Below are 15,137 nucleotides of genomic sequence, written 5' to 3'. Positions count from 1 at the left end.
GTGCGGAGCGCCCATGCGGGCTGAGCACCTTGTAGGCCGGGACGCCGAGCTGGAACTGGCCATGAAGATCCTGCGCCAGGAAGGTGCGGGGGCTGTGCTTCTGGTAGCGGACCCCGGCATCGGAAAGACGGCCCTTGCCGCCGAAATTGCGAGCCGCTTGGCAGGGGAAATGGTGGTAATGCGGGTCCACGGAAGCCCCGCATTGTCTGCTGTGCCCTACGGTGTCCTGGCGCCCTATTTGCTGGACTTGCCTGTGGAACAAGCTACCTCGCCGGTGGCGATCCTGCGGGAGTTCTGGGCACAGTTCGAGAAACGCCGTGGCGGCCAAGGTGCACGGCTCTTGCTTATTGTGGACGACGCCCACGACCTTGACGAAGGCAGCACCCAGATCCTGGCCGAATTGGTGACGGCAGGGTGGGCCAGGCTCGTGGCCACGGGCAGGCCTCGCCCGGGTCTGCCCCCCGCGCTGCTTCAGCTGTGGTACGACGGCCTCGCCGAGCGGCTGGAGCTTCATCCCCTGGACCATGAGGGCGTCACCGAGCTCGCGGAGAAGACACTGGACGGAACCGTCATGGCCAGTGCCGCGGACGTGCTGCACTCCGTGTCCGAGGGCAATCCATTACTCCTTCGCTGCCTCCTGGACGACTCAAGGGCGGACGGAAACCTGGTGCGGCGGAACGGTGTCTGGTTCCTGACACGAGCCCTCTCGGGCAGCGGCGAAGGCTTGGCCGAGGTAGTGCGGAACCGTGTACTGCGGAGCAGCGAGGCTGAGAGGGAGGCGATGTACGTCATCGCTCTCTCCGAACCCGTCCCTGCCGCCGTGCTGGACACACAAGTTGGCAGGGAAACCGTGCGGGCGCTGATGGACAGCCGGCTGGTGCTGTCCACCAACGGGCCCGGAAGCCCCCTCAAGATGTGGCACCCCATGTACAGCGAGGCGCTGCGCCAGCTTGTTTCGCCTGCCCGCAGCCTCCAGATCCGCCAGCGCATGGTCCAACACCTGATCGCGGAGCCGCCCACGGCCGAGGGGCTGCTCCGGTTGGTGAGCTGGGCGCTGGACTGTGGCGCCGACGTCGATGATGAACAACTGCTGGAGGCAGCTTTCCTGGCTGCAAAACTGCTCCAGAACCCCCTGGCGCTGGCAGCAGCCGGCAAGGTCCGCTCCGAGGCGTTGCGCCCGCGCGCCCGCGCAGTCATGGCCATGGTCAGCTACAACGACGGCGACTTTGGCACTGCGGTGCGGCTGTTGGAAGAGGGCCTGGGGTACTTGGACGCCGATCCGTCGGGTCCCCTGGGGGCAGGGCTTTTGTGGGCCGCCGCGCGGGCGGCCATGGGTGACTCATCGCCGGACATCGTGGCCGATGCCCGGACCGCGGCGGCAGCCCTCGTCAACGGACTTCCGGAATCAGACCCCGTGGTGGGGCTTGTGGGGCGGCATGCCAAGGCACTGGAGTTGGCGGCGCTTGCCCACGAGGGCCACTACGCAGAAGTCCGTGAAGGCCTGGAGCGGTTTGGGGCAGCGCTCAGCCCGGAACAACCGGATTTTGTCATGAACCGGGTATTCCTCCTGGCCATCCAGTGCGAACTCCTGACGGTCGAGGGCCAGGCCGTGGAGGCCCTCGACGCCGGCCGTGAAGCGTTGGCGCTGCTGGACGAGCAGGCTGATGACCTCCTGTACTTCAGCGACTTTGTGCTGGCGCGCTACACCCTTGCCGCACTGGGAGCGGGGGACTGGGGTGCCGCAGGGACTGCCCTGGAACGTTACTCAGCGAGATCGGCCATGGGTCTCATCGTCTTTGGTGGGGACATCCAAACCCTCAAAGGGTTGTCACTGCTGCGTCAAGGCAGGCTGGAGCAGGCCGCGGAGCTGGTGACTCCGGCCGTCGAGGCACTCAGGGTCAGGGACCCCCAACAGCTGAAGAATCTGGGCAATGCACTCGCGTTCTACGCCGCGGCGAGGTCCGGCGACACCGCGCTCGCTGAGCGCCTGGCCGGCGAACAGGCTGGCCAGGCAGGCCAGCAGGCCGGTGCAGCGGCCGGAGGAGCCTACGTGGAGGCCCTTGCGGAACTTTTTACCCTGGCCGGCCAGGAGTTGGTGGCCAAAGGCTCAGGGCTGGACAAGCTCAGGAAGCTCCCGGAATCCATACGGCTGCATCAGGAGCCCGGTGTCCTGCTGCAAAACCTGGTGCTCCGTGCCGAGCTCGGCGACGTACAGGCCATGGAGTCCATCAAGGGGATCACACCATCCATGTCAGGTGCTTGGGCCGCCGGATGGCTTTCCCTGGCGGAAGCACATCTGGGCGCTGACGGCCAAGGATTCGTCAACGCCGGCAACCTTCTGGCCGCGGCCGGCATGCCCGGACCAGCCGCCGTGGCGTTCGATAAAGCGGCGTTGTCCTTCGACGCCGAAGGAAAGCGACCGGAGGCCCGGCAGGCAGCGGTGCTGCGCGATGTCAGCGAAGCCAGCCTTGGTGATGCCCTCGTCCATGACCCCAGCACCGAAGCGGACCGCTCGGTGCCGTTGACCCGCCGTGAGCAGGACATCGTGGCGTTGGCAGTCTCAGGGCTCACCGACCGCCAGATCGCGGAGAAACTCATGGTGTCCGTACGCACGGTAGAGGGCCACCTCTACCGCAGTTACGCCAAGTTGGGCATCCGCCGTCGCGAAGATCTCGGGGCTGCTGTCCGTCATTGACGGCAGTGTTCCTCGAGTACTCACTAACCACCCACCACGCCACTTGACCCCGCCACCGCACGGGTTTTGGCCAATCACTGGAGTAACCCGTGGGAGTGTTGCGCCCAAACCAAGTAGTGCGCCTCTGAGGGACTGAGTACAACAAGGTAGAGGCCCGGAAAAAGCCCCGGACTAATCGAGTACCAACTACTGGTGTACCCCGTTCGCCACCCCGGCAGTATTGATCTTGGAAGAACGGTTCAGCCCCAAGCATCACCGGGATTCCGAAAGTCGCATCATCCGCATCGGTGGTCTCTTTGAGCCGATGCACCGGACACCGAAAGGTGTTCCGGCCCTGGACGAAGCCGGCGGCGACAGAGTCTTCTGAGACCGAGACTCTCCCCCCAGCCGCCGCCGGCTTCTAGGCCAGGTAGCCCGCACTTCGCGGAAATCACCCCTCCCGGACCATGGGACTGCTGCTATTGGAGTGCGCATGCTGCCGGATCCCTGGCTGGACGAAGACACCGTCACAGTCGGGCTGAGGCCATCACCCTTCCCGGACCGGACGAGGCTCCTGGACATCATCCTTTCCGCAGTACCGTCGCCCTCCACCAGTGGCATCGTGGTGGTAGGGGACCGAGGATCCGGAAAGACCCACCTGTTGCTCTCGGTCAAAGAGGGCCTCGCCGAAACCATGGATGTCAGAAGTTTCGCCGGGAAACCAGAGCTGAAGACCACCAGTTACGGCGCCTTGGGCGCGGCAGCTGAACCCGGCGGTGAAGACACACTGCCGCCGGGGCTTCACGTCCTCCGGGCCCTGACCAGCACCCTGGGTGCCGCTGAATATTTGTACACACCACAGATGGGCCGACGCCGGAACAAACGCCGGGCTCACACGGCAAGGCCGCCGCTGGTGCTGTTGGTGGACGACATCCACTACGTAGACCCAGCCTCCTTGGCCGTCCTGCTGCAACTGATACCCGGTTTCGGGGCAACCTTGGTTGCAACTGCCGACAGCCGCCGGCCCCTTCCTCCGGACCTCTACCAACTCTGGGAAGACGGCTTCCTGGAACAGTACGTTCTTCCGCCCTTTACCTTCAGCGAGGCTCATGCGCTGTCCGAATCCATCCTGAGTGGAAAGGTCCAACGCCGTGCCAGCAGCCTTTTAGCCGCCATGAGCGGCTTCAATGTGGGGCTGCTGGGGATCGCCATCAACGATGCACGGAATGCTGGTCTGCTGGTGCAGAAGGACGGCTTCTGGACCATTGATGTCCGGGCCCACTGCGACTGGCCAGGTGTGGTGGCACAAGTGCAGGCAGAAAACGCCGCCCGGCCTGCCGAGGAACGGCATGCACTCGAACTCATAGCGCTCGCTGAACCTGTGGCGCTGGACGTTGTGGAGCACCATTTTGGCCGGAGCGCCGTTGAACACCTTCTGGCCAACCGGCACATCCGGCTGCTGGCGGGGCGGCCGCCGCTGGTCAGGACAAGTTCCTGGCTGCGTGGCGAGGGTACCCGGCTGGCCGTGCCACGACCCAGGAGCCTGGCCCTCCGCCTTGGCGTTGAGGAGCCCGCGCTCACGCGCGGATCCGCCCCCACCCTGCTGCGGTGGATGACATGGACCCTTGACTGTGGCCTGACCCTTTCCGATGAGGTTCTTCTGGCTACCGCCCCGGCCGCTGACAGGCCGTCAACTGCCGAACTCGTCATGCGGGCCGCCGCAGCAGTGGCCGGGCCGGGCCGGAAGAACGAGGCCAGGCTCATCAGGGCGCGGGCCTTGGTTGCAGAAGGCCTGGTGGGCGAAGCCGCCCCGGAACTGCGGGAGTTGGCAGCAGGTGGGGGATCGCCGGAGGTAAAGGCCGATGCCGGCAGCCGCCTGTTGGCATTGGAACTCCTGGGGGCTGTCCCGGGTGGAGCAATGTCCGGTCTTTCGGAGGACGCCGGTTCAGGGGAGTCTGCTTCCGGCGCCGGCCGGCCGCAGACCCTGCAGGAAATTTCCGGCCACGTGGTGTGGAACGTCCGGGAAGCCGAACGGCTCTTACTCGCTGGATCCGCCCCGGAAGCGTTGGAGCGGTCAACTGCGGCAATGGCGGCCGTTGACGCGGACCCTGCCCTGGAGATGTTCCGGCCTGGGGTGCTGCTCCGGCACGTAGTATGCCTTCGCAACAATCTGGCCTGGAGCCAAATAGATTCACTCCTGGAGTGTCCTGCGGCCTTTGTCCTCCCCACATACCTGGCCGTGTGCTTGGACGTTGCCCGGGGGTACGCCGAACTCAGCCAGGGGCTTCCCCGCGCCGCGCGGGGAACTTTGGAGCCGGTCCTCGCGGAATTGTCCGACGCCGGCCTTCCGCCGGTACTGGCATTCGCTGCAGCACTGCTGGCCTACTCCGAGGCGCTGTGCGGAAACCCTGCGCAGGCGATGGAGCGTAGTGGGCAGAGCCTCGCTGCTTTGCGGGAAGTCGGGGATCCCGCTGGCCTCCTTCCCCAGCTCGGCTCCGTCTATTTGGCGGCGGTGCAGGACCAGATGGCCGGTAAGCCGGGCCATCTGTTGGCGCTGGCAGAACAACTCCACCACCAGGGCAGCACGTTGTTGGAAGCCGAGGCAGTGTCCCTCCTGACGCTGAACGCAAGCAGTGCCGCCGTCGACGACCTTGTGGTCCAGCGGCGGCTGTCAGGACTTGCTGCGGAAATTCACGGAGCCGGAGGAGCCGCCCTGGGAACGTTTGCAGAGGCACTGCTGGACAACGATCCCAAGACGTTGGAAGCTGCGGGAAGAAGTTTGTCTGCCGACAGGCTGTTTGCCCATGCTTCCGTGTGCTTCTCCCGTGCGGCCAGCGGGTATGAAGCCCGAACCCGGAGTGCAGCAAGCCGGCGCACATTGGTCTTGGTTGAACGGTTGCGTAACGCGTTCGACAGCGGGGCTGTTCCGCCGCTGGGGTGGGTACCCGGGAGGGCCGGGGGCTGAACGTGCTGTACGGCACACCTTCGGCACCGCACGGCAGGGGCCACCGTGGGATAATAGGGAGTCCCTGAAGGATTTCCAAGGAGCGCCCCTTGACTGCCGTATCAACCCCCGCCTCACTGCTGCGGTCCGTGCATGCCATGGACAATGCGGAGGTGCTGCGGATCCGGAATGACTTCCCGGTGCTGGACCAGATGGTCAACGGTAAACCCTTGATCTATCTGGACTCCGGCGCCACGTCGCAGAACCCGCTCAGCGTCATCGAGGCCGAGCAGGAGTACTACGAACAACGTAATGCGGCCGTCCACCGTGGAGCCCACCACCTTGCCGTGGAAGCCACGGAGGTCTTCGAGGACGCACGCCAGACCGTGGCGGACTTCATCGGCGCGCAGTACGAGGAAACCGTGTGGACCTCCAACGCCACCGAGGGACTTAACCTCATCAGCTACGCACTATCCAACGCCGGGTTGTGGGCGGCGCAGGGCCGTGGCGATTCGCGCCTGAAGGACCTGGCCGTGGGACCGGGCGACGAGATCGTGGTCACCGAAATGGAGCACCACGCCAACCTCATCCCCTGGCAGGAGCTGGCCTTCCGGACGGGGGCCACCCTGAAGTACATCCCCGTCACCGAAAACGGAACGCTGATGCTCGACGCCGCAGCCGGGATCGTGGGGGAACGGACCAGGCTACTGGCCTTCACCCACGCGTCCAACGTCCTGGGGACCATCAACCCGGTGGTGGAGCTCGTGGCACTCGCCCGCAAGGTCGGGGCCCTGGTGGTCCTGGATGCATGCCAGTCCGTGCCGCATCTGGCCGTGGACGTCAAGGAGTTGGACGTCGACTTCGCGGTGTTCTCCGGGCACAAAATGCTGGCGCCTACAGGTGTCGGCGTGCTTTACGGCAAGCAGGAGATCCTTGATGTCATGCCGCCCTTCCTCACCGGTGGTTCGATGATCACCACGGTCACCATGGAGCGGGCCGAGTACTTGCCGGCGCCCCAGCGGTTCGAGGCCGGTACCCAGCGGATCTCCCAGGCTGTGGCGCTTGCTGCCGCCGTGAACTACCTCACCGAGACTGGCATTGACCGCATCCATGCGTGGGAAACGACGCTTGGTCAGCGCCTCGTCAAAGGGCTCGAGAGCATCGACGGCATCCGCGTCGTAGGTCCCGCCTCCGGGTCCGAGCGAATCGGCCTGGCAGCGTTCGACGTCGCCGGTGTCCACGCGCACGACGTCGGGCAGTTCCTTGATGATCGCGGCATCGCCGTTCGTGTCGGTCACCACTGCGCCCAGCCGCTGCACCGCCGCCTGGGCCTGACGGCCACTACCCGGGCGAGCACTTACCTTTACAACACCACGGACGACGTCGATGCTTTCCTCGATGCTGTTTCCGGGGTCCGGGCATACTTCCAGGCCTGACCTTCGGCAGCCCTGGAAGCCAGGCAGCCTCAACCAACGATTTTTCGCAGAACAGGCAACAACCACCATGAGTCTTGACCAGCTGTACCAGCAGATCATCCTGGACCACTCCAAGCAGCGGCACGGCAGCGGCTTGGCTGAAACGCCAGCCCCCGAAGGTGCGTCCACCGGCCAATCACACCAGCTGAACCCGGTGTGCGGCGATGAAGTAACGCTGCGGTTGGCCGTTGCTGACGGAACGGTCCGGCAGATCAGCTGGGACGGCGCGGGTTGCTCGATTTCCATGGCCTCGGCCTCGGTGCTCAGTGAACTGGCCGAGGGCATGTCCGTGGAGGAATTGCACTCCGTGATCGAGAACTTCCGTGAGGTCCTGCGGTCCCGTGGCAAAGTCCAGGCGGACCCGGAGATCCTGGGCGACGCTGCCGCTTTCGAGGGCGTTGCCCGTTACGTGGCACGCGTGAAGTGTGCCATGATCTCCTGGGTTGCTGCCGAGGACGCGCTCAACCAGGCCACCGCCTGACCTTCAGCAGCAACCCAGCACCCGCGCGTCAGTGGCGGGCAAAGACATCCGGTACGCCGTCGCCGTCGTCGTCCCGTTCTTCATCCGCCTGCACCTGACGGTACCGCCGGTTACGGGCCCTGAGTACGACGGCGGCCAGCAGCGCCGAAATCAGGGACCCTGCCAGGATGGCCACCTTGGCGTGGTCATTGTGGGCTGAACCGGTGCCGAAGCTCAGTTCGCCAATGAGAAGCGAAACCGTGAAGCCGATGCCCGCCAGAAGAGCCAGCCCGAAAAGGTCGATCCAGGAAATGCTGGAGTCGAGGCTTGCGCGGGTGGTTTTGGTGACCAGGTACGTGGTGCCGAAAACGCCCACTGCCTTGCCCACCACCAGTGCTGCCACAATGCCGACGGCCACGGGATCCGTGAGCGCTGCCCCCATGCCATCGAATCCGCCCAAGGCCACGCCTGCGGAGAAGAACGCGAAGACGGGCACTGCGAAGCCTGCCGAGAACGGGCGCAGCCGGTGCTCGAAGTGCTCAGCCAGGCCTTCGGCCGGTTCTCCCTTCTTGCCGCTGGCCAGGACCGGAACGGCGAAGCCCAACAGCACCCCCGCCACCGTGGCGTGGATCCCGGAAGCGTGGACGAAGCCCCACGTGGCCAAAGCAAGGGGTACGAGCAAGTACCAGCTGCGGATCCGCTTCTGGACCAGGAACGTGAAGAGGGCCAACGGCACCAAGGCGGCCAACAGCATGAGCGGCTGGAGTCCCGTGGAATAGAAGAAGGCGATGATGCCGATGGCGATGAGGTCGTCCACCACGGCGAGGGTCAGCAGGAACGTCCGGAGAGCGGCCGGCAGGTGGGTGTTGATGACGGCCAGTACGGCCAGGGCGAAAGCGATGTCCGTGGCGGTAGGAATGGCCCAGCCCTTGAGCGTCTCAGGGGACCCGAGGTTGAAGAGGACAAAGATGGCGGCCGGAACCACTACGCCGCCGATCGCCGCGGCGACGGGAACAACTGCTTTCGCGGGTTTGCGGAGTTCGCCGGCCACGAACTCGCGTTTGAGCTCAAGGCCTGCCAAGAAGAAGAACACCGCCAGGAGGCCGTCCGAGGCCCAATGGCCGAGGCTCAGCTCAAGATGCCAGGGCTCGAAGCCGATCTTGACGTCGCGGAATGCGAAGTAGCCGTCGGCCACGGGAGAGTTGGCCCAAATCAGGGCGACGACGGTGGCTGCCAGGAGGAGCGCGCCGCCCACTGTTTCCGTGCGAAGGATCGAGAGGATCCTGCGGTACTCGGGGTAACTGGAGCGCGAGAAAACTGCGCTTGAGCTGCTGGGTTGCTGAGGGGCTGCAGGGGGCTTCTGGGCCACGGGGGCTCCTTACTTGCGCAAAATCAATCGGTCTCAGGGGAGCACAAAGGCTCCGCCGACCAGACTTCCCGGCACACCAATAACCATCTTACCCAACTGAGTAACAGCAGAGCGCGTTATCAGCTCCCATAACGCGCTCTGCTGCTACTTAGTTGGGTGAAACCTAGGCGACGAGGCCCGCAATCCCAATGGCTGCCGTCGCGAGTCCCAGCACCATGGAGATGGTGACCAGCACAACGTGGACCGTGAGGAACTTGGTGGCCTTGCCTGCGGCATCGCGGGCGCGGGGATCCTTCATGACGCGCTTGAGGAACTGCGGCCACACCACCAGGGACCAGGCCCCGGCAACGATCAGGACAACCGCAAGGACAGCGGGGATCTCCACCTTAGTGGCTTTCGAGCCAGGCCTGGGCCTGCTGCGACTGGATGTTCAGGGCTTTGCCCACCATCGGCTCAGCGGCGTCTGCGATCTTGCCACCGAGGAACGGCACCGAAGAAGACACGTTGCCTTCGAGCTCGATCCGGGTGTTGCTGCCATCAGCCACGAGGCGCTGGACGGCCGTGACGTCCAGGGGAGCACCCGAGATCTTGAGAGCGATGTTGCTGGCGCGCGAACCGTCGGCGGCGGGAGCTTCCCACTGCTCGGTCTGGGTGACCTTCAGGGTTTCGCCAACAAACTTGCGGGCAATATCCGGCAGGCGGGTGGTGGGCAGGGTGCGGACTGTGGTGGTGCTGAAGGCGCCGGCGGGGTCGCCGTCGATGGTGAACGATTCCAGGGAGCCGCCCACCAGTTCGCTCGTGTGACGCAGGAAATCTTCGTTGACGAATACGGCAGCAACGCGGTCAACGCTGTGCGGCAGGGTGGTGGATGCGCTCAGGGCCATGGGTCCTCCGTGAATGGTGGTGGTGAAGCTTTTTAGCTCCCAACATCCTACGGGGTCTCGCTGGCCACCCCTGAACCGGCGGTCTTGGGCGGGCTTTCCTGGAGGGCGATGGCCGCTGCCGAGATGTTGCGGGCCATGGACGGGAAGATCAAGCCGTGGAACGGGTAGACACCCAGCCAGTAGAGCCGCCCGGCCAAGCCTCGCGGGAAGAAAATGGCGCGCTGTTTGTAAAGGCTGCCATTACCGTCGGGTTCCACCGCCAGCTCCAACCATGCCCCTCCCGGTGCCCGCATCTCGGCCCGCAGGCGCAGCAGGTGCCCCCGGTCAATGGCCTCCACCCGCCACCAATCCACTACCTCGCCGGTGTTCAGCGTCTTGGGATGCCGGCGTCCCCGCAACAATCCGGCGCCGCCTTGGAGCTTGTCAAGCGACCCGCGGATCCGCCAGGCCAAGGGCAGGGAGTACCATCCGTTCTTGCCGCCGATGCCCTCGATGATGGTCCAGACATGTTCCGGCGTCGCCTCGCTGTGGAAGGTCCGTTCGTCCAGGAACACTTTGTAACCGGCCCAGTCGGGGTCGCTGGGAAGCGGATCGGCGTCGATGCCGGCGTTGGCCCAGGTGGTCTCCACCTGCCCGTCCCGTTCCTTGCCGAGCGCCAAGGCGACGGCGCGGCGGTAGGGCGTCAGGCCGCCGTCGGGCTGCGGGAAGTAACGGTCGACGTCGTGCTCCCGCGACACCGCGTCATGCTGCAGCGACTGCACCAACGGCAGGGACATGGACAACGGAATGGGGGTCACCAAGGCGACCCACAAACCGGCAAGCTTCGGTGCAGGCACAGGGAGCGCAATGACCAGCCGCCGGGGGAGCCCACGCTCCACGGCGTACTCGTTCATCATCTCCTTGTACTTCAGGACGTCCCGGGACCCAATGTCGAAGGAACGGTTCACCTTCTCCGGGAGCGCCGCGGCAGCTACGAGGTAATGCAGGACGTCACGGACCGCGATGGCCTCAACCCGGTTGCCAACCCAACTTGGCGCGGGCATCACGGGAAGGGTTTCGGCGAGGTGCCGGATCATCTCGAACGACGCCGACCCGGAACCAATCACCACACCGGCCTGGAACACGATCGCGTCCACCGGCGAATCGAGGAACACCTTTCCCACGGTCTCGCGGGACCGCATGTGGACGGAAAGTTCCTCGTTCTCCGGGTGCAGTCCGCCGAGGTAGACAACCCTGTCCACGCCGGCCTCGGCTGCGGCTTCTGCCACGAGCCGGGCCATTGCTTCTTCCTTGGCCTCGAATCCGCTGCCGGACGCCATGGAGTGGACCAGGTAATACAGGACGTCCACGCCAGCCAGGGCCTCGGTGAGGCCTTCGGCGTCGGACAAGCTGTTCTCGATGATCTCCACGCGGTCATGCCAGGGAACGTCGGCGATCTTCTGTGGCGTGCGGACCAGGACTTTGACCCTGTGGCCGGCCTCGAGGAGCCGGGGGACAAGGCGGCCGCCGATGTAGCCGGTGGCGCCGGTCACCAGAACGGTCTTGGTGTCCTGCGGGGTGTTGGAATGGGTGGCTTCCGAAGGCTGCAAAGGAACTCCTGGGGCTGGGGGTAGAGGTAGGCTGGAATGACCCGGCGTTCATCTGAATTTCCGGGCATTTGTGTTGCCTGCCCTTGGACCCACCCTAGGAGTTTCTGTCATGAGCCTCAACGGTCTGCGCCGCGCATTGGCGGAGGACAAGACTTTCGCGCGCGTCCGAACGGAAGCTCAGCGGCCCTTCAGCGACCGCAACACTGACTACCAGATCAGCGCGCCCACGGGCATGCGGGCTGTGCTGCTCGCGGAAATGGCCGACGCCCTGGCCGACGCAGCCGCCGACGGCGCTGGTACTCCCGTGGTCCTCGCCATCACAGCTACTGGCCGCGAAGCCGAAGACCTCACCGCTGCTCTGGCCTCCTATCTTCCGGCCGGGTCCGTGGCCGCCTTCCCCAGCTGGGAAACCCTCCCGCACGAGCGGCTGTCGCCCCGCTCGGACACCGTGGGCCGGCGCCTATCCGTCCTGCGCCGCCTGACCCACCCGGAGACGTCGACGGCGGCCCCCTTGCGCGTAGTGGTGGCTCCTGTCCGCGCCGTGGTCCAGCCTCTTGTGGCCGGCCTGGGTGACCTGGTTCCGGTGACGCTGCAGGTGGGACAGGAACGCTCGTTCACGGAGGTAGTCCGCGCGCTGTCCGATGCCGCGTATGCCCGTGTGGACATGGTGACCCACCGTGGCGAATTCGCCGTCCGTGGTGGCATCCTTGACGTTTTCCCGCCCACCGAGGACCATCCCATCCGCGTGGAATTCTTCGGTGATGAAGTGGACCAGATGCGCTGGTTCGCCGTAGCCGACCAGCGCTCGCTGTCCGCCCCCGGCATACACCACCCCACGGCGCTCCATGCTCCGCCGTGCCGCGAAATCCTGATCACGCCCTCCGTGATGTCCCGCGCCTCCAAGCTGAAGGCGGACATGCCGGCAGCTGCGGACATGCTGGAAAAGATCGCCGGCGGCATCGCCGTTGAAGGCATGGAATCTCTGGCGCCCGTGCTGGTGGACGCCATGGTCCCGTTCGTGGACCAGCTCCCGGCCGGGTCCTTGTCCGTCGTCATCGAACCAGAGAAGGTACGCACCCGCGCGCACGATCTCGCGGCCACCAACGAGGAATTCCTGGAAGCCGCCTGGTCAACAGCGTCCGACGGCGGTGCGGCGCCCCTTGACCTGTCGTCCCAGGCCTCCACGGACCTGCATGCTGCCAGTTTCCGGTCCCTGACCGACACCCGCTCGGCTGCCCTTGCCCACAACGTCTCCTGGTGGTCCATCACCTCACTGGCCACTGATGAGGACCTGGTCCTGGACATCGACGTCCTGAACATGCGTGCCCGTGAACCTCGGGGCTACCAAGGTGAAGTGGCGGAGATGCTGGAATTCATCGGCTCCCGCGTCCGCGAGCAATGGCGGGTGGTGGTGGTGACCGATGGTCCCGGGCCTGCCCAACGCCTGGCGGAGCTGTTCCACGACGCCGATATTCCGTGTTCCCGCGTTGAGTCGCTGGAGAAGGATCCGCAGCCAGGCATCATCGAGGTGACCACCGCCGCCGTCGGACGTGGTTTTGTCCTGGACGGCCTCAAACTGGGCCTGTTGACCGAAGCCGACCTGCTGGGTCGCGCGACTGCCAGTTCCACCAAGGACATGCGCCGCATGCCGTCCAAGCGCCGCAACGCCGTGGATCCGTTGCAGCTGCACGCCGGCGATTTTGTGGTGCACGAGCAGCACGGCATCGGCAGGTTCGTGGAGCTCATCCAGCGCAAAGTGGCTGGCACGTCGTCGTCCGATGCCGGGCTGCGCGAGTACCTCGTGCTGGAGTACGCGCCGTCCAAACGCGGCGCCCCCGGGGACAGGCTCTTTGTGCCCACCGACCAGCTGGACCAGGTGACCCGCTACGTCGGCGGAGACACCCCCGCGTTGAGCAAAATGGGTGGTGCCGATTGGGCCAGCACCAAGTCCAAGGCCCGCAAGGCGGTCAAGGAAATCGCCGGAGAGTTGATCCGGCTGTACTCCGCCCGCATGGCATCCCGCGGACATGCCTTCGCCCCCGATACCCCGTGGCAGCGCGAACTGGAGGAAGCTTTCCCGTATGTGGAGACGCCCGACCAGTTGACCACCATCAACGAGGTCAAGGCGGACATGGAACGGGAGATTCCCATGGACCGGCTGGTGTCCGGTGACGTGGGCTACGGCAAGACGGAAATCGCCGTCCGTGCAGCGTTCAAGGCCGTTCAGGATGGCAAGCAAGTAGCTGTGCTGGTGCCCACCACACTGTTGGCGCAGCAACACTATGAAACCTTCACGGAGCGCTTCTCCGGATTCCCGTTGCGGGTGAAGCCGCTGTCCCGTTTCCAGAGCACCAAAGAAGCCAAGGAAACGGCCGAGGGCGTCAAGAGCGGGGCCGTGGACGTAGTGATCGGCACGCACCGGCTGCTGTCCAAGGACTTCGAGTTCAAGGACCTGGGCTTGGTGATCGTGGACGAAGAACAACGCTTCGGGGTGGAGCACAAGGAAGCGCTCAAGAAAATGCGCACCAACGTTGATGTACTGGCGATGAGTGCAACGCCGATTCCCCGAACCCTCGAAATGTCCCTCACTGGCATCCGGGAAACATCCACCCTGGCCACGCCGCCTGAGGAACGCCACCCCGTACTGACCTACGTGGGCCCGTACACGAACAAGCAGACCTCTGCAGCGATCCGTCGCGAACTTATGCGCGAGGGACAGGTGTTCTTTGTCCACAACCGGGTTTCCTCGATCGAGCGCATCGCCGCACAAATCCGCGAACTTGTTCCGGAAGCCCGCGTGGAAGTTGCCCACGGACAGATGTCCGAAAGCCGCCTCGAGAAGATCATCGTGGACTTCTGGGAGAAGCGGTTCGACGTCCTGGTCTGCACCACCATCATTGAGACGGGCCTGGACATCTCCAACGCCAACACCCTGATTGTGGATGGCGCGGACAAGTACGGCCTCTCGCAACTCCACCAGCTCCGTGGACGGGTTGGCCGTGGCCGTGAACGCGCCTACGCCTACTTCCTGTACCCCTCCGAGAAGCCATTGGGCGAGGTAGCGCTGGAACGCCTCAAAGCCGTGGCAGCGCACAACGAACTCGGGGCCGGGATGCAGCTGGCCATGAAGGACCTTGAAATCCGTGGCGCGGGAAACCTCCTGGGCGGTGAGCAGTCAGGTCACATCCAAGGCGTCGGCTTTGACCTTTACATCCGCCTGGTGGGCGAGGCTGTGGCCGAGTACCGCGGTGAGGCCGAGGAAAAGGCGGCGGAAATGAAGATCGAACTGCCCGTCAACGCCCACCTTCCGCATGACTACGTGCCGGGGGAAAGGTTGCGCCTGGAGGCCTACCGCAAACTGGCCGCTGCCATCACGTACGAAGCGATCGACGAAGTCCTGGCCGAACTGGTGGACCGTTACGGCGAGCCACCGCTGCCTGCGCAGAACCTCATTGCCGTGGCGCGCTTCAGGGTGGGGGCCCGCGAAGCCGGCCTGTCCGACGTCGCGCTCCAAGGCAACTTCATCCGATTCTCGCCGGCGCAACTGCCCGAATCCAAAACCATGCGCCTGAACCGCATGTACCCGGGCTCCCAAGTGAAGCCCGCACTGGATGCCGTCCTGATTCCCAAGCCCAAAACCGCCAGGATCGGCGGGCGCGACCTCCAGGATGCCGAAATCCTGCAGTGGGCCAACACCGTCATTGAAGCGATTTTCACCGACGTACCTGTGAAGGCTGGCTAA

General features: G+C 65.0%; 9 protein-coding genes. 5 read left to right on the top strand and 4 right to left on the bottom strand.

Annotated features, from left to right (window positions below; genetic code table 11):
* The first annotated feature begins 13 nt into the window (after positions 1 to 13).
* From WBN73_RS03700 to sufU, 4 genes are all read left to right on the top strand, one after another.
* Positions 14 to 2,695, top strand: coding sequence for a helix-turn-helix transcriptional regulator (locus WBN73_RS03700; RefSeq protein WP_337339556.1), 2,682 nt, complete (start codon positions 14 to 16; stop codon positions 2,693 to 2,695).
* Between the two features lie 472 nt (positions 2,696 to 3,167).
* Positions 3,168 to 5,639, top strand: coding sequence for an ATP-binding protein (locus WBN73_RS03695; RefSeq protein WP_337339557.1), 2,472 nt, complete (start codon positions 3,168 to 3,170; stop codon positions 5,637 to 5,639).
* An 89-nt stretch (positions 5,640 to 5,728) separates the two neighbouring features.
* Positions 5,729 to 7,054, top strand: a complete 1,326-nt coding sequence (locus tag WBN73_RS03690; RefSeq protein ID WP_337339558.1) for a cysteine desulfurase — start codon at positions 5,729 to 5,731, stop codon at positions 7,052 to 7,054.
* A 67-nt stretch (positions 7,055 to 7,121) separates the two neighbouring features.
* Complete coding sequence (gene sufU, locus WBN73_RS03685; protein ID WP_207596842.1) at positions 7,122 to 7,574, top strand: Fe-S cluster assembly sulfur transfer protein SufU; 453 nt, start codon at positions 7,122 to 7,124, stop codon at positions 7,572 to 7,574.
* 28 nt (positions 7,575 to 7,602) lie between these two features.
* Here sufU and nhaA read toward each other — a convergent pair whose 3' ends face one another.
* The 4 genes from nhaA to WBN73_RS03665 form a co-directional block, all read right to left on the bottom strand.
* Positions 7,603 to 8,922: a Na+/H+ antiporter NhaA gene (gene nhaA / locus WBN73_RS03680; protein WP_337339559.1), complete on the bottom strand. Its 1,320-nt coding sequence runs from the start codon at positions 8,920 to 8,922 to the stop codon at positions 7,603 to 7,605.
* Between the two features lie 163 nt (positions 8,923 to 9,085).
* Positions 9,086 to 9,307: an SCO4848 family membrane protein gene (locus WBN73_RS03675; protein WP_207596844.1), complete on the bottom strand. Its 222-nt coding sequence runs from the start codon at positions 9,305 to 9,307 to the stop codon at positions 9,086 to 9,088.
* 1 nt (position 9,308) lies between these two features.
* Positions 9,309 to 9,806, bottom strand: a complete 498-nt coding sequence (locus WBN73_RS03670) for a DUF2505 domain-containing protein (protein WP_089594214.1) — start codon at positions 9,804 to 9,806, stop codon at positions 9,309 to 9,311.
* A gap of 47 nt (positions 9,807 to 9,853) precedes the next feature.
* Positions 9,854 to 11,395, bottom strand: coding sequence for an SDR family oxidoreductase (locus WBN73_RS03665; RefSeq protein ID WP_337339560.1), 1,542 nt, complete (start codon positions 11,393 to 11,395; stop codon positions 9,854 to 9,856).
* 109 nt (positions 11,396 to 11,504) lie between these two features.
* Between WBN73_RS03665 and mfd the strand changes: the two genes are divergently transcribed.
* Positions 11,505 to 15,137, top strand: a complete 3,633-nt coding sequence (mfd, locus tag WBN73_RS03660) for a transcription-repair coupling factor (protein WP_337339561.1) — start codon at positions 11,505 to 11,507, stop codon at positions 15,135 to 15,137.

Origin of the sequence: Paenarthrobacter sp. CCNWLY172 (assembly GCF_037402035.1) — a bacterium.
In the GTDB taxonomy this organism is placed as follows: domain Bacteria; phylum Actinomycetota; class Actinomycetes; order Actinomycetales; family Micrococcaceae; genus Arthrobacter.
The sequence above is the reverse complement of the archived record's forward strand: the minus strand, read 5'-3'. Positions and strand labels throughout refer to the sequence as shown.